This is a genomic window from Gangjinia marincola (assembly GCF_039523415.1).
Taxonomy (GTDB): Bacteria; Bacteroidota; Bacteroidia; order Flavobacteriales; family Flavobacteriaceae; genus Gangjinia; species Gangjinia marincola.
Genome location: NZ_BAAAFG010000016.1, coordinates 160,156 through 183,254, shown reverse-complemented (window position 1 = coordinate 183,254; position 23,099 = coordinate 160,156). Strand labels below are relative to the sequence as shown.

Sequence of the window (23,099 nt, the reverse complement as noted above, 5' to 3'; positions counted from 1 at the left end):
AGTAGCGCTTTTTTAGTTTACTCTAACTGCATCTGGAACCAAACCAGTATAGTCGCCACCATTTCTAATCACATCCCGCACGATAGAACTGGAAATATAACTTTTGCCAGATGAGGTTAATAAAAAAACAGTTTCTATCTTGGCCAACTTACGGTTAGTGTGTGCAATGGCTTTTTCAAACTCAAAATCACCGGGATTTCGTAAGCCCCTTAGAATGAATTCGGCATCTTGCTGCTGGCAAAAATCTACCGTTAATCCTTGATACGACATTACCTTAATTTTAGGTTCATTCTTAAATGTTTCCGTTAAAAAGGCGATACGTTGTTCCATTGAAAACATATAATTTTTATCTGCATTTACTCCAATGGCTAAGATAATCTCATCAAAAAGCGTAAGTCCGCGTTCAATAATATCGTAGTGACCTAGGGTTATTGGATCAAAGGATCCGGGAAAAACAGCTCTTTTCATGATGATTTAGTTGATGCAGTTAAGGCGTGCGTTATAATTTCATCGAAAAATTCAGCTAATGAAAGACCAAATTCCTTTACTTGTTGCGGTATAATACTTTCTGGTGATAAGCCGGGGTTGGTATTAACCTCAATAAAATGAGCTTCTCCCTGATGAAAGATAAACTCACTGCGACATACTCCTTTGAGATTTAATACACGGTAAATAGTAGTCATAGCCTCTTGCACGGCTTTAGTTTGTTCTGGAGTGATTCTTGCCGGAGTAATCTCTTGAGATTTACCCAAGTACTTGGCTTCATAGTCAAAGAAGTCATTTTCAGATACGATCTCTGTGACAGGTAATGCGATGATTTTTCCTTGATATGTAAAACATCCTACAGAGACTTCGGTCCCTTCCAAAAAAGATTCTATGATAAGTTGGTCATCATATTTTAGTGCCTCATCAATAGCCTTAAACAAATGTTCAGCTTGACTTACTTTAATAACACCGTAACTGCTTCCAGATCTATTGGCCTTTACAAAACAAGGTAGACCAACGTGCTGTAGGATTTGTCCCTCATTTACGTTTTCTCCTGCATTAAGAAAGAAATTTTCGGCAGTTTTGATTCCGTATTTTCTTAATACGCTAATACAATCCCTTTTATTGAATGTTAGTGCAGCTTGGTAAAAATCACAAGAAGTTTGCACAATCCCAAGTAGTTCAAAATATGCTTGCAACTTTCCGTCTTCCCCTGGAGTGCCATGAATGGTATTATAAACAACATCAAATACAATTTTTTGTCCTGCAATTGAAAGGGAAAAATCTGATTTGTTTACAGGATGTCTTTTCTTATCATCGTCCAAATAGAACCAATCTTCTTCTAAGACATGGATACAATATCCTTTATATTTTTTAGCGTCTAAATTGTCTTTCACTAAATTGCCGCTGCGAATAGAAATTTCTACTTCACTGGAAAAGCCACCCATCGCAATTGCAATATTTTTCATGAAAATCGTTTAGTAAACAAATCAAAAATATCAAACTTGGGGTACGCCACCAAAAACAATCAGCTTTTATATCTTTGTCGAACATAACATACTATGCGAATTATACAGTTTTTAAAAAGTAAAACTTTTTTTATACAAATTGGAATAGCCTTAATCATTCTCTTTTTGTTGATCTTTTTAGTATTAAAATGGCTTAGTTTTACGACAAACCATGATCAAAAAATCGAGGTTCCTGATTTGGCTGGTTTTTCTACAGACATTGCCGCAGAGAAACTTAGAGAATTTAATTTAAGGTATGAGGTTCTCGACTCTGCTAATTATAACCCCAGCTATCCTCAATATGCTGTCGTTGAACAAGTCCCCAAACCGGGAAGCTTTGTTAAAGAAGATCGAAAAATTTACTTGACGCTAAATCCTTCAGGGTATCGTGATGTGGAGATACCCATTTTTATGCGCCAATCCAGGCGCCAGGTTGAACCTACGCTAATTGCCCTTGGATTAAAAATAGGAGAAGTCACTAAGCGTCCAGATTTTGCTAAAGATGCAGTTCTGGGTTTATACCACAACGGGGAGAAATTAAAATCCGGGGATAAACTCATGAAGACATCTACTATAGATATTATTATTGGTGATGGTTCACAACTCTACAAGCTGCCCCAGAGTACTGATACAGATACTTCATCCACACCACAAGAATGAGTGCAATAGATACCGTTGAAGACCAGGATGGGTTATACGAGCACTATCATTTTGTCGCATCTAAAGGGCAGGAACCCCTACGAGTAGATAAATTCTTAATGAATTTTATTGAAAACGCCACGCGGAATAAGATCCAACAAGCAGCAAAAAATGGTAATATTTATGTCAACGACCAAGTGGTCAAACAAAATTACAAGGTCAAAGCAGGAGATGCTGTAAAAGTACTCTTTGAGCATCCTCCCCATGAAAATTTACTGGTACCTGAAGATTTGCCCCTAAACATCGTTTATGAAGATGACACACTACTAGTGATCAATAAGGATGCCGGAATGGTCGTCCATCCCGGTCACGGCAACTACTCTGGTACGTTGATTAACGGACTCATACACCACTTTGAACATTTACCCAATAACTCCAGTAACCGCCCGGGATTAGTTCATCGAATTGATAAAGATACCAGCGGACTTTTAGTCGTCGCCAAGACCGAGGAGGCCATGGCGCACCTCTCAGATCAATTTGCCAATAAAACCTCACAACGTGAGTATGTCGCGTTGGTGTGGGGAGATGTCAAAGATGATGAGGGTACCATTGAAGGCAATATTGGTCGAAATCCTAAAAACCGTCTTCAAAATATGGTCTATACAGATGATCAAGATCAGGAAGGTAAACCTGCCATTACTCATTATAAAGTCATTGAACGCTTGGGTTATGTAACGCTTGTGTCTTGTAAACTTGAAACTGGGAGGACACATCAAATACGTGTTCATATGAAGTATATAGGTCATACGCTATTTAACGATGAGCGTTATGGCGGCGATAAGATTCTAAAAGGAACTACTTTTTCAAAATACAAGCAGTTTGTAGAAAACTGTTTTCAGGTACTGCCACGGCAAGCGCTACACGCCAAGACACTTGGATTTGTACATCCTAAAACGTGTAAAGCCATGTCTTTTGATTCTGAAATTCCTGAAGATATGACCACATGCATTGAAAAGTGGCGACAATATGCGCAGCACGCGAAATATTAAGAATAAGATTTCGTTAAGCTGATACTAAATTCTAATACGTTTAGCCAATTGCTCTTATTTTTGAAAAAATCTAAATTGTTATACCGTTGAAAATTGTTGTATCTCCCGCTAAGTCACTCAATTTAGAGGATAAAGTACCCACCAATCGTGGCACTCAACCTCAATTTTTAGAAACTACCAATCAAATCGCCCGCAAATTGGGTAGAATGACTAAAGATGAAATTGCTGAGCTTATGAGCATAAGCGATAAGCTGGCAGATTTAAATTACGGTCGCTTTCAAGAATTTGAAGAGGAGCACACCAAATCAAATTCCAGACCTGCGATTTATACCTTTGATGGCGATGTGTATGATGGGATCGATGCCTATTCTATTGATACAAAGCATTTAGATCGCCTCCAAGATAGCCTGCGCATTCTTTCTGGTTTATACGGAGTTTTAAGACCTTTAGACCTCATGCAGGCTTATCGTTTAGAGATGGGAACCAAGCTTCCCATTGGTCAAACCAATGATGATTTGTATGATGTTTGGCAAGAAAAAGTGACTCAATCTCTAAATGAAGAATTAAAAGAGAATGAGCTTTTCATAAATCTAGCGAGTAATGAATATTTTAAAGCCGTTAATGAGAAAGAACTCAAGGTTCCCGTAATAACACCTATTTTTAAAGACTATAAGAACGGAAAACTTAAAATCATAAGCTTTTACGCCAAAAAAGCCCGTGGGTTAATGGTGCGTTACATTATAGACAAAAATGCGCAAAGCATTGATGACTTAAAAGGGTTTGATTATGAGGACTATGGTTTTAGTGAAAAACATTCTAATCTAGAAAAAAACGAATTGGTTTTTACGCGATAATATTTTTAAACGCACCCATCCATACCCACCCTTTATTCCTGAAGGTTCAACTAAATTGATTGTAGGAACGCTTCCGCCGCCACGGTTCGTTACCCAAGATTTTAAACTTGGCGATGTAGACTTTTGTTACGGCAGTATTGATGGATTATTGTGGAAGGTGCTGGACGAAGCTTTTAGCCTTCAGTTGAGCTATGAAACTACAGTTAAAGCCATTGAACAACGCAAGAATTTTCTACAAAAATATAAGATTGGGATTTGTGATATCGTTTCTTCCGCGAAGCGGAAAAAAATAGATGCCTCAGATTTAGGAATGTACGATGCTGAGCTAAGACCTATAGTCTCCATTTTACGTGAGAATCCTTCGATAGAAACACTTTTATTAATGGGTGGAAACAGTAAAAATGGACCCGAATATTTTCTTCGGAAACATCTAAAAACGCATCAAATTAGTTTAATCCTAGAAAATGAAGCGCATCCAAAAGAGCACTTTTTCAAATTATCAGATCACCGAAACATACGTGTAGTGAGTTTGATTTCTCCCTCTGGTGCAGCCAATATGGCCATAGGAAGCATGCAGGAATACAAAGAATTAAAAAATAAAAACCCTAAATTCAATACGTTTGATTTTAGGGTAAAGCAATATGCTACTTATTTCTCTTAGGATTAGACCTTCTCTTGTTGTGCTTTTATGGTTTTTGCATTCGGTTTAAATTTCTTCTTTCTAGGTCTTAGTTTACCATAGCTTCCCAGTTGTATTTTACCACGTTTTGTTTTGCGATCCCCTCTTCCCATTGTGTTTAGTTTTTTCTTTTTTCTAAGATAGTCATCCTTTAAAAAAATTATTTTAAACTCCCGTTAAAATTTATAGGTCAGAGCCATAGCCCTATAATCATTACCAATCAATGGAAATAGACTTATATCGGCATTTTTCTTTCTGTGCAATTCTGGCACTAGAATTCCGCAGGCAATCCCTACCGCATAACCTGCTAAATTGTCGGTTAAAAAATGTTTCCCTGCCTCCATACGCAGATAACCTACAGCAAGCGGCAATGCTCCTGCGGTCAACCACACCCATTTGCGGTATTTGCTGTTTGGATTAAAGTCATGATATACTTTCGCGGCAAACATAGTGGCAGCTGTAGTGGCCGCTACATGTCCCCCTAAAAAGGAACTTTTATTTTTACTATCTGCTCGCTCATCTGTTTCAAGAGACGTGTCGTAGGTTAAGGGTCGTGTGCGATCAATCAGCGCAGAACTCATGGTATAAAATACCGCTGTGGTAGCCATGGTCTCTACATACAAACCTGCTATTTGCCCCGCGTGTGAACGTTCATTTTTATCATAAAGCAATACCAAGGGCATGGCAAAACTGGCATAAAAAGGAATATCACTTAGGCTATTCGCAGATTCTGAAGAGTTTCCGGCTACCCATCGGTCTATACCGGCGATATCATCTTTATTTAAGTTGTTTAATTCTTGTTCTGTAAAATCATCTTTTTGCAAATTAAGATATAAGCCATAGGCACTTACACCTATGCCCACTCCGGTCCAAATTCCGTCTTTCACCCAGTCGGTTTCATAGGGAGAATTAGTAGTAAAGTCAACGTCTTGAGCTGCCATCAGGCTTGTGCACAATAAAAAAACAATGAAAATTCTCATAAACTACGATTTTGTACAAATGTGTTATAAAGATAGCGGCCTACATAAGGCTTTAACCAAATCGTAACATAGATTAGGATTTTCTTAAGATGACTTATGCGTCTTGCATTAGTTAGAAAGAAAATGAATAACCAATAGAAAAAGGTCGCTGTATCCCTTTGATTTCAGGATTTTGAGATTCGTTTGACGAGGTAATCTTGTGCAGCTCTGGGACTAAAATTCCGCTGGTCATTCCAACTAAAAAGCCAACGACATTGTCTGATAAAAAGTGCTTCCCTGCTTTAGTTCTTAAATACGCTACAAACAAGGGAATTGCTACTGCTCCTACCCACACGATATCAGTGTATCCACCATTAGGGTTAAAGTCATTGTATATTTTTGCTGTAAAAAAGGTCGCTGTGGCTGTGGCGGCAACGTGTCCACCAAAAAAAGAACGGGTATTTTTACTGTGTGTTCGTTTTTCAAAAGGAAGAGATTTATTGTACGTCAAGGGCCGATAGCGAGTAATTAAACCTGCGCTAAGGGAATAGAGCGCACCGGTGATGGCCATAGATTGTACATACATGCCGTAAATATCTGCGGCGTGACTTCGCTGATTATTATCCAGAGAAAATATAATCGGTAGTGCAAAGGATGCATAAAAGGGATAATCGCTTACTTTTTCGGCTTTTTCTGAATAATTCCCTACCGCCCAACGGTCATAAAAAGGGATATTTTCAGGATTTAGCGAGTTTAATTCTGTAGTAGTAATAAATGGTTTACTCTTGATTTCTTTAAATCCAAAATACGTCCCACCTAAAGCAACAGCCGTAATTCCACTATCTGTAAGCCAATCTACCTCATAGGGAGATTGGGCGCGGCTTGAAAAATAGCCTAAAAAAATAAATAGTATAGCGGTGTTCAGAATATTCATCAACACAAATGTGAGTGAATACTACGAGATTACCCCTCATTTTAACGTGAAGCTAACAGCCTTACGCTCTTATTTCCCGAATAAAATCCTGAATTCTATCAACTCCATGAGCTGTTAGATGCTTAATAAAAGCAGACCCAATGATTGCTCCTTTGGCATGAGTGGTGGCTGCCTTGAACGTTTGGGCGTTACTGATCCCAAAACCTACAATTTGCGGATTTTTTAAATTCATCGCAGCTATACGTTTAAAATAATCAGATTGCTCATCACCAAATCCGGTTTTCGCTCCTGTTGTACTTGCACTGCTTACCATATAAATAAAGCCATCACTGGCGTCATCAATTGCTCTAATGCGTTCTTCAGAGGTTTGCGGAGTGATCAAAAAGATGTTGAGTAAACTGTATTGATCATAGATAGCTTTATATTTTTCTTGCCAAACGTCAAGCGGAAGATCTGGCATAATGATACCGTCAATGCCAATTTCAGCACAGGCAGCACAAAATTTTTCTACGCCATATTGAAGCATGGGATTAAAATATCCCATCGCGATCAAAGGAATGTCTACCTGTGCTCTTATTCTTTTAAGTTGATCAAAGAGTTTTTGTGTATTCATTCCATTTTTAAGAGCAGCGGTAGAACTTTCTTGAATGGTAGGTCCATCGGCTAAGGGATCGCTAAAAGGCAGGCCTATTTCCACCATGTCTACTCCTGAAGCTTGCAAAGCCTTAAGTACGGGAACCGTATCTTTTAAATTAGGGTACCCCGCTGTAAAGTAGATGGATAAAAGCTTTTTATTTTCCTGTAATTTTTGTTGTATTCTATTCATATTTATTCCCGGACTTGATCCGGGATCTGTTTACTTCCCGCGTAGGCGGGAATCTTTTTATATCCTATCCCGAAGCTTCGGGATGTTTCAGAGTTTTAATCATTTGTCTTAATCACATTTCGACTCCGCTCAATGTGACAGAAAAATTAAATCGAATCATTCTCACAACCCAAAATAATCAATATAGGTCTGTAAATCTTTATCGCCTCTACCAGATAAATTAAACACCAACACATCATCCTCCTTAAAATCCATTTGATCAAAAATGGCAAAAGCGTGACTGGTTTCAATCGCAGGAATAATTCCCTCAAGTTTAGAAACCTCTATCCCCGCTTGCATAGCAGCTTCATCGGTCACTGAGACGAATTGAGCTCTACCACTACGGTACAAATGTGCGTGCATAGGACCGATCCCAGGATAATCTAACCCTGCCGAAATAGAGTAGGGCTCAGTAATTTGACCGTCACCGGTTTGCATCAATAACGTTTTGCTGCCATGGATAATGCCTTCTTTTCCCAAAGCTGTGGTAGCTGCGCTTTCTCCACTAGAAACTCCTTTTCCTGCCGCTTCAACGGCTATAATCTTAACCTTAGGATTATCTAAATAATGATAATACATTCCGGCGGCATTGCTGCCTCCACCCACGCAGGCAATTACATAATCAGGATCTTCACGCCCCTCTTTCTCCAGCAACTGTTTCTTGGTTTCTTTAGAAATAATCGCTTGAAATCTGGCTACCATATCTGGATAGGGATGAGGTCCCACCACAGAGCCAATGATATAATGCGTATCCACAGGATTATTAATCCAGTCTCGTATCGCTTCATTGGTCGCATCTTTAAGAGTTTTGCTTCCAGAGGTTGCAGGGACTACTTTGGCTCCCAACATCTTCATGCGGGCCACATTTGGGGCTTGTCGCTCAATATCTACCGCACCCATATACACAATACATTCAATACCCATAAGCGCGCAAACTGTAGCGGTAGCCACACCGTGCTGACCCGCGCCGGTTTCTGCGATAATGCGTTTTTTACCCAATCGTTGCGCTAGTAAAATCTGACCTATGGTATTGTTCACCTTGTGGGCACCGGTATGACATAAATCTTCTCTTTTTAGGTAAATTTTGGTGCCGTATTTTTCACTTAACCTTTTGGCGAAATAGAGCGGTGTTGGGCGCCCCACATAATCCCTTAATAATGCCTGAAACTCCTCCTGAAACGAGGTTTCTCCAATAATATCCAAGTAGTGAGAGCGTAACTCTTCCACATTGGGGTAGAGCATTTCCGGAATAAATGCTCCTCCAAAATCGCCGTAATATCCTTTTTCATCAGCGTGATACGAGAGTTGTTCTGTCATCATCATAGCATGTTTTTAGTTCGTGAATTTTCTTTTTATCTTTTAATCCGGGGCTGATTTCGACCTTGCTGTTGATGTCAATCCCGTATAATTTTTTTGCAGCCTTGGTTTGACTAAATATTTTAACCTCCTTCATTTCCTCAAGTCCTATCCCGCCGCTAAGCCAATAGGGTGTGTTGAGGTTATAGTTTTTGAGTAGTTGCCAGTCAAATGTGACTCCATTCCCACCCCGTGAGGCTCCTTTAGTATCAAATAAAAATTTATCTGAGACTGACTCGAATTTCCTAAGAGCATCAATGTCCAACTGATCCTTTATGCCGAATACTTTCCAGATTTCTGGAACGTTTATTTCGCTTTCGCGGAAGCTATGCCGAAGCAGTTCGATATACTCCACAGACTCATCTCCATGCAATTGTATCGCGGCCAACCCGAAGCCTTTGGTTTTTTCTACAACATCTTCCACAGAAGCATTTACGAATACCCCCACTTTTTGAATGTGAAGAGGTATGTCTTCCGGAACCTCTGCGACATAACGCGGAGATTTATCGTAAAAGATAAAGCCCATGTAGTCAGGTGATAGACTAGCTACCTCAGTCGGATTATGTTTTATGCCACAGATTTTTAGTTTCATATTCATTCCCGCGAAGGCGGGAAACTTTTTATATCCTGTCCCGAAGCTTCGGGATGTTTCAGGAATTTTTAAACTTGTTTTAGTAATCACATTTCGACTCCGCTCAATGTGACGGTGTCATCTCAGGTTTGACCCGGGGATCTTTTTATTCATTACTTTTTACACACCCCTGAATCGCCTTTGGCGATTCTTTCCCCTCTCAAGAGGGGGAATATCATTATTCGTCATTCCGGACTTGATCCGGGATCTTATTATACTATTCCTTCAATCTAATCGACTTTTGTGTGTGCAGTGTTTTTAATTCTTCCGCAAACTTAAATGCCGCAAGAGCTGGATCATGTTCTTTCATAAAACACTCTCCAATCAAAAAACCTTCAAACCCATAGGGCATTAACTCTACAATAGTACGGGGATCACTGATCCCGCTTTCTGATACTTTTAAAAATTCTTTGGGGATTTGATCTGCTAAATTTTTGCTAGTCGCGATATCAACCTCAAAGGTTTTTAAGTTCCTATTGTTGACCCCAATCATGTCTACCGTTTCTACCAAGGTTTTCTGTAATTCATCTTCACCGTGTATTTCGCACAATACTGAAAGGCCAAGTGATCCCGCAAATGCACTGTAGTGTTTGATCTCTTCGGCAGAGAGGACTGCAGCAATCAATAAAATACAATCCGCCCCATATGCTTTGGCGGTTAGGATTTGATATTCATCTATGATAAACTCCTTCCGCAGCAGCGGTAAACTACAGCTGGCTCTTGCCAATATTAAATCATCCAGTGATCCTCCAAAGTATTTGCCATCGGTCAAAACCGACATTCCACCAAAACCTGCTTCTTCATACCCTTGAGCTACATCCTGAACATTGGCATTTTGGTTGATTACCGACTTACTGGGAGATCGTCGCTTAAATTCGGCAATAATTCCTGTAGTCGACGCTCTTACTGTATCTGCCATGCGGATGGGAGTACGTTCAAACAGCGGACTTTTCTCCAAATATTCTTGGAGTAATACTTGCTTTCTTAGATGCACTTCCTTTCGTTTGTCGGCAACTATTTGATCTAAAATGTTTCTCATTGACTTAGGGCTTGTAGTGTTTTGAGTGTGTTTAACGCTTTACCGCTTAATAGCGCCTCTTTTGCCTGATCAAATCCTTGTTGCGGAGTCAAATCTCTCGCTGTGGCAATCGCCATGCCTGCATTAGCGCAGACCACGTTAGTCTGAGCGGTAGTACCGTTTCCTTGGATGACTTTCAGGAAAATAGCTGCAGATTCTTGAACACTTTCTCCCCCGTAGATGTCATTTTGTGCGATAGTTTCAACACCAAAATCTGTAGGTTGAAGCATTTGCTCTTTTCCATTCCCGATAGCCTTGGTTGCACCGGTAAGTGAAATTTCATCGTACCCATCCAGGGCATGTAAAATGGTAAACCGTTTGTTGCTTTTTTGATAGAGATACCCGTACATTCTGGCGAGTTCTAAATTAAATACTCCTACGAGTTGTTTTTGAGGAAATGCCGGATTAACCATGGGACCAAGCATGTTGAAAAAGGTTTTTACACCGAGTTCTCTTCTTATTGGTCCCACATTCTTCATCGCGGGATGGAAGAGAGGTGCATGCAGTACGCATATATTGGTCTTATCCATACATTTTTTTAGGTGATCTGTTTCATTGCTAAAGCTAATCCCCAAATGCTCCATTACATTACTGCTTCCACTTACAGAAGAAACCCCGTAATTACCGTGTTTGGACACGGGTACTCCCACAGCAGCAGTAACAAAACTGGCCAAGGTTGAAATATTAAAGGTGTTTTTGCCATCACCCCCGGTGCCACACAGATCAATGGGATCATATGCGCTTAAGTCTACCGCCACACATAATTCTAAGAGCGCATCTCTAAATCCTTCCAGCTCTTCTACGGTTACCGTGCGCATCATGTATACAGTTAGAAAGGCAGCGATTTGTGCTTGATTGTATTTACCTTCAGAAATATTGACTAAGATAGATTTGGCTTCTGCCTTAGTCAATTCTTCGTGGTTAATGAGTCTGTTTAGGGTTTCTTTCATGGCATAATATTAAGATGCTTCTACCCAGTTTTTAATCATTTGTTTTCCTTGGGGAGTTAAGACCGATTCCGGATGAAATTGTACACCGTGCACGTCTAATTCTTTATGGCGAAACGCCATTATTTGTCCGGATTCATCTACTGCCGTCACTTCAAGTTGTTGCGGGAGGGAGTCTTTATCGACCACCCAAGAGTGATACCGACCAACCTGAATAACATCGGGTAAATTTTTGAAGAGAAGCGTATTCTGCTGCGTCACATTCATGGTCGTGGCTACGCCGTGAAAAACCTCTGGAAGGTTAATGATTTTACCGCCAAATACTTCCCCCATGGCTTGATGACCTAAGCAAACACCTAGCATAGGTTTGGTGGTGGCGTATGTCTTAATTATTTCCTTGAGTAACCCGGCTTCATCAGGAATACCCGGACCCGGTGAGAGCAATACTTTGTCGTAGGCTTCTACCTCTTCGATATACAACTGATCGTTGCGTTTAACGGTGACCTCGCACTCCAGCTCTTCTAGGTAGTGTACAAGATTGTACACAAAGCTGTCGTAATTATCAATGACTAAGATTTTCTTCATATGATATTTCCCGCGAAGGCGGAAATCTTTTTAATTTAATTCATTAATCACATTTCGACTCCGCTCAATGTGACAGACAATACTATTCATTCAACTTCGACTTCAACTTCAACTTCATCTTCATTTTAGAATACTTCTTCAGCCATTTCTAAGGCCTTAGTCAATGCTCCTAGCTTGTTATAGACTTCCTGGAGTTCGTTTTCCTCAACACTTTCTGAAACTATTCCGGCGCCAGCCTGATAATGCAAGGCATGGTTTTTACTCAAAAATGATCTAATGATTATAGCATGATTAAAATTGCCGCTAAAATCCATGAACCCTATTGCACCACCGTAAAATGCCCTGTTGGTGGTTTCATATTGATCAATGAGCTGCATCGCCTTATGCTTAGGCGCTCCACTCAACGTCCCCGCAGGAAAGGTATCTGCCACCACCTGCATGGTCGAGGAATGATCGTGTTTTTGGGCGGTTACCTTACTTACCAAATGAATGACGTGCGAAAAGAATTGTACCTCTCTGTAGGTTTCTACGTTGACGTCTTGACCGTTTCGGCTTAGATCATTACGCGCCAAATCAACCAGCATCACGTGTTCACTGTTCTCTTTCTCATCTGCAGATAGCTTACGGGCGAGTTCTGCATCCTGTTCATCATTACCGGTGCGCTTAAAGGTCCCGGCAATGGGATGGATTTCGGCGTGATTATCTTTTACGACCAGCTGAGCTTCAGGAGAGCTGCCAAATATTTTAAAATTCCCGTAGTCAAAATAAAATAGGTAAGGCGAGGGATTGATACTCCGCAGGGTGCGATACACATTAAATTCATCGCCTTTAAAGGCCTGAGAGAATCTTCTGCTTAACACCAATTGAAATACATCTCCGCGTGCGCAATGCTTTTTTCCCTTAGCGACAAATTCTTTAAACTGATCATCGGTTAAATTAGAGGTTGGCTCACCTTCTTTGTGAAACGGATATTCTGCAAAGGTCTTTACGTTGAGCAGGCGTTCAATCTCTGCGATATTATTATCTCCTGTTCTACTATGGCAAAAAAGATAGGCTTCGTTATTGAAATGATTGATCGCGATGATATTTTGATATACCGCATAATGCAGATCCGGGATTTCAATAGCATCTGGATGGCGGGTGATGGTGATGTCTTCAAAATGCCGTACCGCATCGTAACTCATGTAGCCAAAAAGACCGTTGTGGATAAACTTTAAATCAGGTCGATCCTGCTGTTCAAAGCATTGCGCAAACTCTTCTATTTGCTGCGGAATGTTGACCGATTCATCGATGGTAATTTTTTGGTTCGACCCATCTGGAAATTCCTTTTTTATGCTGTTTTTATCCACCGTAATAGTCGCAATAGGATTGCAACAGATATAGCTAAAACTGTTATCGTTAGCGTGATAATCACTACTCTCAAGCAGCAGGCTATTAGGAAACTTATCCCTCACACGCAGGTATACTGAAACCGGCGTAATGGTATCGGCTAAAAGTTTTTTAGTATATGTAGTTAAGCGAAATCGCATGCATTAAAATTTATTCATTAAAAAAGGCCTGTCGTGATGACAAGCCTTTAATGATGTATATGAAGTACAGGAGCTTAGTTCACGACGTTTTACGAAGTAAATGTCCACCACCAAGTATGTACTGTTTGTTTTTTCATTTGTTAGTTCAAATATAGGTATGAATATTTGAAATGCAAACCAAACAGCCGTTAAAATGTCAAGTTTACGTCCAATTCAAAATCATCGTAAATCACATTGTCACCTAAACTGTCAAAAAAACTACCAGAACCATACCGCACATTATATTTGGTACGATCAATCTTTACATTGGCCATCGCCTTATTCCCCTCTTTTGCTAAAAAGAACGTGATTGGTTTAGTGATGTTCTTGATCGTCATGTCTGCTGCCACATTATATCCGCCTTCTGCTTTAATCGCATTTTTGATCGTAAGAGTAGCTGTGGGATGATCTTTCGTACTAAAGAAGTCATCAGAGTGAAGGTGACCTTCTAGTTTTTCTTTGCCATCGCCAGCTTTAAGATCGGTAACTATAATAGAAGACATGTCTACAATAAATTCACCGCCGGTGATCTTATCGCCGTCCATTTCAAGATAGCCACTTTTTAATTGGATGGTTCCATTGTGGGAACCGGTAAGTTTTTTTCCGGTCCAGTTGATAGAACTCTCTTTTACGTTGATTTTTTCCTTAATAGGATTAGTTGCTGTTGCTGTCATAGTAGCTGCGAATAAAATTAATGTAAGTGATTGAATTGTTTTCATAATTTCTAGGTTTAAATTGATTGTTGTATGTACAATAGTTAGTATAAAAAATTTAGGTGTTCATTTTTTGAAGTAAGTGGATTAGGGTTTCTAATTCTTGCTGCGTATAATTTTTTGTAAGCTCATGTTCCGTTTGATCTAATACCCGATCCAGGCTATTAATAAATTCAAGTCCTCCTTGAGTAAGTGTGATCTCTATTTTACGCCGATTATGACTGCATACTTCTCTACACACATATCCTTTCGCAATTAATTTATCGACCAGGCGGGTAGTGTTACTCATTTTGTGCAGCATTTTATCCTGCACACACTGTAAACTAGCCGGTTTACCTTTTTGACCACGCAAAATGCGCAATACATTAAATTGTGGAAGGCTTATATCATAGGGTTTAAACGCCTCCGCGAGTTGGTCAATCACTAAGTTACCTGTTGTTGAAATGGTAATCACTGCTTTACGCTCTAATTGTTGCGTTGTTTCAATCAATGTATCTACAATATTTGTTTGTACAAAAGTAGAAGAATTATGCAGATGATTTTGTGATTTAACATTTAATTAATACAGCTGGTTTTAAAATGGATACAGCACATTTTTAAAGTATCGTTAAAGTCTGTTCTAAACCTATCTCCATGTGGTACTTTTGGCAAGATGACCAAATTGTACTTTTTTATTTTCGGAACCTGTTTTCTATTGATGGGGTGTGTAAGTAACGAGCAAACTGATCTGAAAGCACAAGCTTTATTAGAGACTGCCAAGGACGAAATTCCCATCGTTAATTATGAGGAATTGGCTCCATTGCTTAAACAGCAGAATGATACCACGTATGTAATCAATTTTTGGGCGACCTGGTGTAAACCTTGCGTTCAAGAGTTACCGTATTTTGAAACAATAGGTTCTCGATATCCTGGTAAGGTTAAGGTGATTTTAGTAAGTCTGGATATGCCACAATTACTGGAAAAACAAGTCATCCCTTTTGTAAAAAAAAATAAAATACAATCAGATGTATTGTTATTAGACGATCCAGATGCTAATGGGTGGATCAATAAGGTAAGCACGCGTTGGTCTGGTTCAATACCAGCCACCTTAATCTATCGGGGTACTGACCGTACGTTTTATGAGCAGTCATTTACCTACAAAGAATTGAATGAAGAACTAACTAAATTCTTATAAATGAAATTTTCTAAATTACTTTTTGCGCTTGTTGTTGTAGGAATTATCTCTGTCGTAGCCATGGCAGCTAATTTGGTAGCAAGTGATGACATCAGCACATTTCAAGGATATAAGGTAGGTGATAAAGCTACTGATTTTAGCCTAAAAAATATCGATGGTTCAATGGTGTCTTTGGCTGATTATCCTGAAGCTAAAGGTTTTATTGTCATTTTTACCACGAATCATTGTCCATATGCTGTATTATATGAGGATAGAATCATTGCATTAGATCAACAATTCAAAAAAAAGGGCTATCCCGTGATTGCCATTAATCCTAACGATACCCCTGCATATCCCGAAGACAGCTATAAAAACATGAAAGTGAGAGCCAAAGAAAAAGGCTTTACCTTTCCTTATCTGTTTGATAAAGGTCAAAATGTATATCCACAGTACGGTGCTACTAAAACACCACACACCTACGTATTACAAAAACAGGGCGATGATCTTCTTGTCAAATACATAGGAGCCATTGATAATAATTATAAAGATGCTGCTGATGCAACCGAATTCTACGTACAAGATGCTGTCAACGCATTACTGTCTAATAAAAAGATTGATGTACAAGAAACTAAAGCCATAGGGTGTAGCATTAAGAAAGCCTAATACTACGAAGTTGAGATCGTGAAAAAACGGATAGAGTTATTTTTTATGCCGAAATAGACTACTTTTACCATAGATTCGTTATTCAAATTATGGAAGAGTTATCTTCAAAAGATTTTCAAGAAAAGTACGCAGCCGAAGATGAAGCGGTCTTATTAGACGTACGCACCCCTGAAGAGGTTGAAGAAGGGTATATCCCAGAGGCACAAAACATTAACATCCTAGCTGCGGGATCCTTCATGGAAGAAATCCAACAATTAGATAAATCCAAATCTTATTACGTGTATTGCAGATCTGGCGGAAGAAGTTCTCAAACATGCCAGATTATGGATCAAATGGGTTTTACGAAAACCTATAACTTGATTGGAGGTATAACAGAGTGGGATGGACCGGTAATTAATTCTTAACTGCGCTAAATATGAAAAAATTAGGTCTTATAATTTTCGTGTTGCTTTTTCAGCTTACTACAAGTTGTAAAAAAGCTGTTGCTCAAGAGGAACAGCAAATACAGTTAGTGACTCAAGCAGAAATGCAGGAGTTAATTAAACTTAAAAAAGCGCAGATCATTGATGTTAGGACGGTTAAAGAATTTAACGAGGTTCATTTAAACAATGCACAAAATATTGTTTACGATGATAATTTTGCCAATAAGCTAGAACATTTGGATAAAACCAAACCGGTTGCAGTCTACTGTGGGCGCGGCGGGCGCAGTGCTAAATGTGCCAAAATATTAAAAGAAAAAGGCTTTGAAAAAATATATGACCTCAATGGTGGTTTGAGCAAATGGAAGTTTGACAAGGTAGAAGCCGATAATTAATTCTATATTTTAATAAGATAACCCGGCTACCTGTACATAGGTGGCCTTTTTTATTTTACACCTATGAGATATGTCATTTTTCTTTTGTTCACCATTTTGTTGTTAAGCTGTACTACTACTCTTAAAGAAGGAGGCGGGGATAACATCAAACATCAACTATCAATAGAACCTGTATTTCATTCATCTCATGAGCCTGAAAAGAAGTCGGCACCATTTAGTGATGTGGTACAAGTAGGAGACATCTACTATCTTTCAGGACAAATTGGGATGGATCACAGTACCAGAACCTTAGTTGATGGTGGTATAACGGCAGAGACAAAACAAGCCTTAGAAAATATTAAGGCAGTGCTCAAGCACCATGGCCTTGAACTTGACGATGTTGTTAAAGCCACTGTGATTTTAGATGACATTCAAGATTTTTCAGCGTTTAATGAGATTTACCAGGCATATTTTCCTCAAAAGCCAGCCAGAACTACCTTTGCGGCAGAGGCGTTGGCCAGAGGAGCTAAAATCGAAATAGAAGTAGTTGCTATTAAAGTGGCTCAATAAAGCCTCGTTCACGCGCGTGCGCCAAAGCTTCTTTAGTCTCTTTAAATAAGAGCACCTCAATATCTGTTTGTGCAGTTAGAATAGCTTCTACTCTCGCATTATTCTTTTTTTTCTTCACCTTTCGAATGTAAATCGCTAAAATTCTTCCGGGGAATTCTTTGGCCAGTTCTAAATAAATATCGGTGTCTAATTCACCTGCATCACCCACCAAAATAAAGTTCGTTTCGGGATATATGGTAAGTAAGTGCTTGGATTTAAGGTATTTATTTTCTTCCGTAAAGTGGTCCTTCTTTTTATTCTCAAGACCAAAGTCCCGCATAAGTAAAGGTCCTTTGGGAAAATCATTTCGGTTTAAAAACGAATGAATGTATTCATGCAAATTCCACGGGCTATTAGATAAATAAAACATAGGATTATCTCCGTAGCCGCTAGGTCCCTTTTTTAATTGCTGATACAATTTAGCCGCATTTTTAAATGCCTTGCGCTTGTCACTGTGTTTTGCAACAGAATTTACTAACAGACGCCACTTGAAAAAGGAAGTTACACCCGTCTCAAGTAAGGTATCATCTATATCGCTAATTACCGCAAAATTAACCTTGGGATGGGGCTTTAAGATCGAAGCGGTAACCGTGTGGATTACAGTATCATCTACCAGCAATTCATAGGTCAAGGGCAGCCATAAATTTTGCTGGTGCTTAAGGGTGAAATTATGCTCATGATCTATGTAGATATAGCCCTCCTTATCAGAATAGGTGATAAAGGTTTCTTCGTCACAGCGCACCCTTACTTTTGCATTGTGAATCTCATCTGTAGCAAAACGTTTGTAGGTATTGTAGATGTTTTTTAAGACAGAATCTTCTTCATGATGTTGAATCCCTTCATCTTCTAACACCCTGGCTTGAGCGTAAATGTGTGACTTATTTGCATACCCATCAAACGGATATACGATGACTGGATCTGGATCATCTATAATATTTGAAATAAACGTAAAGGGAGCCATTAAGATGTTTTTTTAAACTTACTTTATTCTTTATTAATGGTTCAACTATTTATTACTTTGTTAATACTTTAATCACGTAATTTAACCCTAATTAGCATCTTATATTTTTCGCATTCTTTTGAACTATTCAAGTACCTTTTACCGCAAATTGATTAATCATGCTATTCCACTCGCGCAATTAGTAGGCAATGATGGTCTTTTTTCTAAGGTACCGGGCGATTGGTTTATAGTTATTGCAGATGTTCAAAATAGCACTAAGGCAATAGAGCGTGGATTGCACAATGATGTAAACATGGCAGCTACTGGTAGCATTGTAAGTGTCCTAAATGAAGTGAAGCAAAATGATCCAGCTCATGAGATTCCGTATTTCTTTGGTGGGGATGGTGTCACCTTTATCATTCCGCCAGTTTTGCATGATAGTGTCTTAGATGCGCTTGCCGTTTACCGAAACCACATTCAGCAAAGCCTTAATCTTACGTTATATACGGGGAGTTTATTGGTAGAAGAAGTATACCGCGAGGAGAAAACACTTAAGATCGCAAAAGCAAACGTAACTGAACAGCTCACCATTCCTGTGGTAGTGGGATCAGGCTTAAAGTATGCAGAGCGACATATTAAAGATAATTTTGTCTTAGAGGAAGCCGATCGATTTATAGGAAAAAAACCTAACCTGGAAGGCTTTGAATGCCGGTGGAATCAAATCCTACCAGATGAAGAATCTAAAAAAGTAATCTGTCTTTTAATTGATTGTATGGATGAAAGCAGGCAATCCCAAGTATACAGCGAGATTTTATATCGTATCGAAGAGATTTTTGGGAATCATGAAATGCGGAATCCAATTTCAGTAGCTAAGCTTAAATTGGATCTCTCCTGGCAACGAATTCAGCGTGAATTTTATATGAGGGTGGGAGAGCATAAATGGTTAAGCATTCTCCAATATTGGATGTTGAATCTTTTCGGGCCGATGTATTTTTCAATTTCTAAAGAGGGAAAGAATTATCTAAACAGCGTTTCGAAACGTTCAGACACCATTATGTTAGATGGATTAATTAATATGGTCATTGTGGGAACTCCGCCCCAGGTCAATGCGCTAGAGAAATTTTTAAATGACCGGGAGTCTGCACAACATATCATTTATGGCATGCACATAACCAACGCTTCGATCATGTCATGTTACGTAGAAGATAGGGTGGATCAACACATTCATTTTGTAGATGGCAATCAAGGAGGATATACAACTGCCGCTAAGATGCTCAAAGAAAAATTTTCTGCTAAGGCTTAGCTAAAAAAGTCTTTTTTGCTACTAAAATATTCTAAAAACGCACAGGTATCGACCAGGTGTTCTTTATCTTCCCTATACAATTGCATATATGGAATTTATCGATTACTATAAGACTCTGGGCATTGCAAAAAGTGCTTCTCAAGACGACATTAAAAAAGCCTACCGCAAACTTGCCCGTAAGTATCATCCCGACTTGAATCCCGGAGATGCTGATGCCGAAAAGAAATTTAAAGAAATTAATGAGGCGCATGAGGTGCTGAACGATCCCGTCAAGCGGAAAAAATACGACGAGTACGGCAAAGACTGGCAACATGCCGAGGAATTTGAGAAAGCCAAAAAAGCTCAACAGCAGCAACAACACGCCGGAAGAGGTTTTGGAGGCTATACCTACAGCGAAGGTGGAGCCGAAGATTTTTCAGATTTCTTTTCTCAAATGTTTGGTGGCGCCGGCGGGGGAGCAGGTTTTGGTAGAAGCTCTTCACAAGGCTTCCGCGGACAGGATTTTAACGCCTCGCTTCAGCTTAACTTGACAGATGTTTTAGAAACGCATAAGCAAACCTTAACGGTAAATGGGAAGAAAATTAGAATTACCATTCCTGCCGGGATTGAAGACGGGCAAACCATTAAAATCGCCGGTTATGGAGGTGAAGGCGTCAACGGCGGACCCAAGGGAGATCTTTACATCACTTTTCAAATCTTAAATAATACAGCTTTTAAACGTGAGGGCAGTAATCTCTATAAAACCTATGAAGTTCCACTGACTACAATGGTATTGGGGGGAGAAATGACGGTCGATACCCTCAGCGGTAAGGTGAAACTCAAGTTGGCACAAGCTACTCCAAATGGAAAACAAGTTAAGCTTTCCGGTAAAGGATTGCCAAAATATAAACAAAAAGATGCCTACGGAGATTTGTACATCACCTATCAGGTCAAGTTACCAAAAACCCTTACGGCAGAACAGAAAAAAATAGTCGAACAACTCGCCAAAACAAACCTCTAGCCATGGACACCACCGTTTACATTACCCTTAAAGAATTTTGTTCTACTTACGACGTAGAAGAGCAGTTTGTAATGCAACTCAATGAGATTGACTTGATTGATGCCCGGTATGAAGAAGAATCCTACTATATCGCTTATCAGGAATTGCCTAAATTAGAAAAAATCGTTCGCCTGCAGCGCGAATTCAATTTTACTCCAGAAGGCTTAGATGTGATTCATAACCTGTTGGATAAGATTCAGAATTTGCAGGAGGAGGTGACCTTGCTAAAGCGCAGGTTAGGGAGGTTTGAGTAAAGTTAGGTAGTAGGTAGTTGGTAGTTGGGATGAGTTGATGAGTGATGAGTTGATGAGAGGTGAGTGTTTTAGGCAGGAGCACTAATGGATTAGTTATTATTCTATTCCTTAATACGGATATTGAACAACAACTGAAAACTTCAGACCGCAATTGAAGACTAGTTATTAAGTTATTTGTTATTGGGTTATTATTGCTGCCAACAAAAAGGTAATACTGAAAACTGCTGATTGCGACTGTCAACAAGACTTAGAGCCCTGAGTCTGTGAGTCGTGAGTTGATGGTTTTCAGTTTTAGAGAATACTTTGCGCCCTAGCGACTTTGCGTGCATATATAAGGATTGGGTAATGGGTAGTAGCATTTCATTTTTGAATTTAGAAATATATAATTAGGCTCCTGATAACTTTCCCAATACTTATAATTTTATTTGTATTTTTAGATGTACTTATGAAATATAAATTGTCAATACCTGAACCTTGTCCTGAAACTTGGAATGATATGTCGCCAAGTTCTGATGGGAAATTTTGCTTAAGCTGTGAAAAAGAAGTGTTTGATTTTACAAGATTAAGTGTTTCAGAAATCAATCAGATTATTTCAAAAAACAAGAATATTTGTGCTAAGATTAATGATATACAACTAAATCAATCTTATCATCGACCAATGAATGCAGGTTTAAATTTGACCGGATTACTCGTTGGAACATTTACATTGTTAGCCCTATGCCAACCCTTACATGCGCAATCAAATCCTAAAGAACAAGAACATATTACAATTGATTCTTTAAAAACATTCAACTACTCTAATACTTCTAAAGAAGATTTCATAAAAATAAAGGGTAAAGTCACCTCAAAAGATGGTTTGGAGTTACCTGGCGTCAATATTATCGTCTCAGAGTTGCGAAAAGGAGTCATAAGCAATGAAAATGGGGAGTTTACCTTTGATATTCCTCTTAAAGCATATGAGAAAAATTACAAATTAACTTTTTCTTTTCAAGGCTTTAAAACGGAGCATATCGATCTTAAGAAAAGAAGGATAATGTATAACTTAAAAATGAAAGAACAAATTGTAGTATTGGGTGGTTTGGTGGTAGAAAAAATTAAAAATTAACGTTTAGTTTCAGAATTATTCAAACCATAAAACCATGAAATCATCGTTCTCCACCATCATATCCAGCGCACCTACTGTATTGGTTGACTTTTACGCCGATTGGTGTGGCCCCTGTAAAGCGCTGGCGCCGATTTTAAAACAAGTCAAAGATGAATTAGGCGATGACGTGAAAATTGTCAAAGTCGATGTGGATAAAAACCAGCCTCTGGCGGGTCAATACCAGGTGAGAGGAGTGCCCACCATGATCCTGTTTAAAGAAGGCAAACAAGTTTGGAGGCAATCAGGCTTGGTTCAAAAAGACCAACTAAAGCAGATCATTCAGCAGCAGTAAAGAAATTATTCAGGAGGTGTTAACTTTTTAGTTACTTACCCATCAAAGGGAAACTAAATTTTAATACTCATGAAAAAATCCCTTACACTTTTACTCTTAGTTGCTATTTCACTGATTTCTTGTAATAACGATGATGACAACGATCCCGGCAATCCTTCAAATGACACCTTTTTTGCTGTAGTTGACGGCGAAGATTACGACCCGCCCTTTGTTTCAGCGTTTAACACTACATCTATAAATACGGTTATCATTACGGGAGCCATGGGAAACACGGCAGAGCAAATTCAGATTTTTGTACCGGTGGATATTGTCCCGGGTACATACGAATGGTTTGACGACGACCAGGCGTTTGTTCAAGGATACTATTCGCCACCAACGTCTAACGATGCCGATGATGATGGGTTTGCCGATAGTGGAAGCATCACCATCACCGAAAATGACATTCAAAACCGAAGAATTTCTGGCACCTTTAATTTTGTGTCAGAGCCTGCGGTAAATGGCGGAGCGGTATATACCGTTACCAACGGTAGTTTTTCTGTCACACACACCGATATATAGA

At 39.2% G+C, this 23,099-nt stretch carries 30 protein-coding genes; 15 read left to right on the top strand and 15 right to left on the bottom strand.

Annotated elements, in window-relative coordinates; all coding sequences use genetic code 11:
- Positions 1–12: 12 nt before the first annotated feature.
- Both coaD and ABD000_RS11745 read right to left on the bottom strand, forming a co-directional pair.
- Positions 13–468 carry a pantetheine-phosphate adenylyltransferase gene (gene coaD / locus ABD000_RS11750; protein ID WP_343767760.1) on the bottom strand — a complete coding sequence of 152 codons (456 nt, stop codon included), beginning with the start codon at positions 466–468 and terminating at the stop codon, positions 13–15.
- A complete protein-coding gene (locus tag ABD000_RS11745; RefSeq protein WP_343767757.1) occupies positions 465–1,454 on the bottom strand; it encodes a D-alanine--D-alanine ligase in 990 nt (329 codons plus the stop codon). Before ABD000_RS11745 ends, coaD begins: the two co-directional genes overlap by 4 nt.
- Positions 1,455–1,547: 93 nt before the next feature.
- Here ABD000_RS11745 and ABD000_RS11740 point away from each other — a divergent pair, with 93 nt between their 5' ends.
- The 4 genes from ABD000_RS11740 (at position 1,548) to ABD000_RS11725 (ending at position 4,696) form a co-directional block, all read left to right on the top strand.
- Positions 1,548–2,153 carry a PASTA domain-containing protein gene (locus tag ABD000_RS11740; RefSeq protein WP_343767754.1) on the top strand — a complete coding sequence of 202 codons (606 nt, stop codon included), beginning with the start codon at positions 1,548–1,550 and terminating at the stop codon, positions 2,151–2,153.
- The gene (locus tag ABD000_RS11735; RefSeq protein WP_343767751.1) at positions 2,150–3,181 is read left to right on the top strand and encodes an RluA family pseudouridine synthase; all 1,032 of its coding nucleotides are present in this window, start codon (positions 2,150–2,152) and stop codon (positions 3,179–3,181) included. The genes ABD000_RS11740 and ABD000_RS11735 overlap by 4 nt, the downstream gene beginning before the upstream one ends.
- A gap of 86 nt (positions 3,182–3,267) precedes the next feature.
- The gene (gene yaaA, locus ABD000_RS11730; RefSeq protein ID WP_343767748.1) at positions 3,268–4,035 is read left to right on the top strand and encodes a peroxide stress protein YaaA; all 768 of its coding nucleotides are present in this window, start codon (positions 3,268–3,270) and stop codon (positions 4,033–4,035) included.
- A 1-nt stretch (position 4,036) separates the two neighbouring features.
- Positions 4,037–4,696: a uracil-DNA glycosylase family protein gene (locus tag ABD000_RS11725; protein WP_343768886.1), complete on the top strand. Its 660-nt coding sequence runs from the start codon at positions 4,037–4,039 to the stop codon at positions 4,694–4,696.
- 2 nt (positions 4,697–4,698) lie between these two features.
- Here ABD000_RS11725 and ABD000_RS11720 read toward each other — a convergent pair whose 3' ends face one another.
- The 12 genes from ABD000_RS11720 to ABD000_RS11665 all read right to left on the bottom strand — a co-directional run bounded on the left by ABD000_RS11720 (position 4,699) and on the right by ABD000_RS11665 (position 14,840).
- Positions 4,699–4,827: a 30S ribosomal protein THX gene (locus ABD000_RS11720; RefSeq protein WP_343767746.1), complete on the bottom strand. Its 129-nt coding sequence runs from the start codon at positions 4,825–4,827 to the stop codon at positions 4,699–4,701.
- A 63-nt stretch (positions 4,828–4,890) separates the two neighbouring features.
- Positions 4,891–5,694, bottom strand: coding sequence for a phosphatase PAP2 family protein (locus tag ABD000_RS11715; RefSeq protein ID WP_343767743.1), 804 nt, complete (start codon positions 5,692–5,694; stop codon positions 4,891–4,893).
- Positions 5,695–5,806: 112 nt separating this feature from the next.
- On the bottom strand, positions 5,807–6,607 hold the full coding sequence (locus ABD000_RS11710) for a phosphatase PAP2 family protein (protein WP_343767740.1): 801 nt from the start codon (positions 6,605–6,607) through the stop codon (positions 5,807–5,809).
- Positions 6,608–6,668: 61 nt separating this feature from the next.
- The gene (gene trpA / locus ABD000_RS11705; RefSeq protein WP_343767737.1) at positions 6,669–7,433 is read right to left on the bottom strand and encodes a tryptophan synthase subunit alpha; all 765 of its coding nucleotides are present in this window, start codon (positions 7,431–7,433) and stop codon (positions 6,669–6,671) included.
- 162 nt (positions 7,434–7,595) lie between these two features.
- Positions 7,596–8,789: a tryptophan synthase subunit beta gene (gene trpB / locus ABD000_RS11700; RefSeq protein WP_343768884.1), complete on the bottom strand. Its 1,194-nt coding sequence runs from the start codon at positions 8,787–8,789 to the stop codon at positions 7,596–7,598.
- Complete coding sequence (locus ABD000_RS11695; protein WP_343767734.1) at positions 8,761–9,510, bottom strand: phosphoribosylanthranilate isomerase; 750 nt, start codon at positions 9,508–9,510, stop codon at positions 8,761–8,763. The genes trpB and ABD000_RS11695 overlap by 29 nt, the downstream gene beginning before the upstream one ends.
- Positions 9,511–9,676: 166 nt before the next feature.
- Positions 9,677–10,498, bottom strand: a complete 822-nt coding sequence (trpC, locus tag ABD000_RS11690; protein ID WP_343767731.1) for an indole-3-glycerol phosphate synthase TrpC — start codon at positions 10,496–10,498, stop codon at positions 9,677–9,679.
- Positions 10,495–11,487 (bottom strand): anthranilate phosphoribosyltransferase, encoded by a 993-nt coding sequence (trpD, locus tag ABD000_RS11685; protein ID WP_343767728.1) that lies wholly within the window; start codon positions 11,485–11,487, stop codon positions 10,495–10,497. Before trpD ends, trpC begins: the two co-directional genes overlap by 4 nt.
- Before the next feature lie 9 nt (positions 11,488–11,496).
- The gene (locus ABD000_RS11680; protein WP_343767725.1) at positions 11,497–12,069 is read right to left on the bottom strand and encodes an anthranilate synthase component II; all 573 of its coding nucleotides are present in this window, start codon (positions 12,067–12,069) and stop codon (positions 11,497–11,499) included.
- A 125-nt stretch (positions 12,070–12,194) separates the two neighbouring features.
- Complete coding sequence (locus ABD000_RS11675; RefSeq protein ID WP_343767722.1) at positions 12,195–13,598, bottom strand: anthranilate synthase component I family protein; 1,404 nt, start codon at positions 13,596–13,598, stop codon at positions 12,195–12,197.
- Between the two features lie 188 nt (positions 13,599–13,786).
- A complete protein-coding gene (locus ABD000_RS11670) occupies positions 13,787–14,356 on the bottom strand; it encodes a YceI family protein (protein WP_343767720.1) in 570 nt (189 codons plus the stop codon).
- A gap of 52 nt (positions 14,357–14,408) precedes the next feature.
- Positions 14,409–14,840 (bottom strand): MarR family winged helix-turn-helix transcriptional regulator, encoded by a 432-nt coding sequence (locus ABD000_RS11665; RefSeq protein ID WP_343767718.1) that lies wholly within the window; start codon positions 14,838–14,840, stop codon positions 14,409–14,411.
- A gap of 162 nt (positions 14,841–15,002) precedes the next feature.
- Here ABD000_RS11665 and ABD000_RS11660 point away from each other — a divergent pair, with 162 nt between their 5' ends.
- From ABD000_RS11660 to ABD000_RS11640, 5 genes are all read left to right on the top strand, one after another.
- Positions 15,003–15,524: a redoxin domain-containing protein gene (locus ABD000_RS11660; RefSeq protein ID WP_343767715.1), complete on the top strand. Its 522-nt coding sequence runs from the start codon at positions 15,003–15,005 to the stop codon at positions 15,522–15,524.
- Positions 15,525–16,166 carry a thioredoxin family protein gene (locus ABD000_RS11655; protein WP_343767711.1) on the top strand — a complete coding sequence of 214 codons (642 nt, stop codon included), beginning with the start codon at positions 15,525–15,527 and terminating at the stop codon, positions 16,164–16,166.
- 89 nt (positions 16,167–16,255) lie between these two features.
- Positions 16,256–16,570: a rhodanese-like domain-containing protein gene (locus tag ABD000_RS11650; protein WP_343767708.1), complete on the top strand. Its 315-nt coding sequence runs from the start codon at positions 16,256–16,258 to the stop codon at positions 16,568–16,570.
- An 11-nt stretch (positions 16,571–16,581) separates the two neighbouring features.
- On the top strand, positions 16,582–16,980 hold the full coding sequence (locus ABD000_RS11645) for a rhodanese-like domain-containing protein (protein WP_343767706.1): 399 nt from the start codon (positions 16,582–16,584) through the stop codon (positions 16,978–16,980).
- 63 nt (positions 16,981–17,043) lie between these two features.
- Positions 17,044–17,529, top strand: a complete 486-nt coding sequence (locus tag ABD000_RS11640; RefSeq protein ID WP_343767703.1) for a RidA family protein — start codon at positions 17,044–17,046, stop codon at positions 17,527–17,529.
- Here ABD000_RS11640 and ABD000_RS11635 read toward each other — a convergent pair.
- Positions 17,513–18,529, bottom strand: coding sequence for an App1 family protein phosphatidate phosphatase (locus tag ABD000_RS11635; protein WP_343767699.1), 1,017 nt, complete (start codon positions 18,527–18,529; stop codon positions 17,513–17,515). The two genes, ABD000_RS11640 and ABD000_RS11635, sit on opposite strands and share 17 nt — an antisense overlap.
- A gap of 118 nt (positions 18,530–18,647) precedes the next feature.
- Between ABD000_RS11635 and ABD000_RS11630 the strand changes: the two genes are divergently transcribed.
- The 6 genes from ABD000_RS11630 to ABD000_RS11605 all read left to right on the top strand — a co-directional run bounded on the left by ABD000_RS11630 (position 18,648) and on the right by ABD000_RS11605 (position 23,098).
- Positions 18,648–19,811: a DUF3095 family protein gene (locus ABD000_RS11630; RefSeq protein ID WP_343767696.1), complete on the top strand. Its 1,164-nt coding sequence runs from the start codon at positions 18,648–18,650 to the stop codon at positions 19,809–19,811.
- Positions 19,812–19,899: 88 nt separating this feature from the next.
- Entirely contained in the window at positions 19,900–20,811 is a 912-nt protein-coding gene (locus ABD000_RS11625) for a DnaJ C-terminal domain-containing protein (protein WP_343767693.1), read from the top strand.
- A 2-nt stretch (positions 20,812–20,813) separates the two neighbouring features.
- Entirely contained in the window at positions 20,814–21,104 is a 291-nt protein-coding gene (locus ABD000_RS11620) for a chaperone modulator CbpM (RefSeq protein WP_343767690.1), read from the top strand.
- 445 nt (positions 21,105–21,549) lie between these two features.
- Positions 21,550–22,209 carry a carboxypeptidase-like regulatory domain-containing protein gene (locus ABD000_RS11615; protein WP_343767688.1) on the top strand — a complete coding sequence of 220 codons (660 nt, stop codon included), beginning with the start codon at positions 21,550–21,552 and terminating at the stop codon, positions 22,207–22,209.
- Positions 22,210–22,243: 34 nt separating this feature from the next.
- The gene (trxA, locus tag ABD000_RS11610) at positions 22,244–22,540 is read left to right on the top strand and encodes a thioredoxin (protein WP_343767686.1); all 297 of its coding nucleotides are present in this window, start codon (positions 22,244–22,246) and stop codon (positions 22,538–22,540) included.
- A 69-nt stretch (positions 22,541–22,609) separates the two neighbouring features.
- Entirely contained in the window at positions 22,610–23,098 is a 489-nt protein-coding gene (locus ABD000_RS11605; RefSeq protein WP_343767684.1) for a Riean_0653 family protein, read from the top strand.
- Position 23,099: the final 1 nt, after the last annotated feature.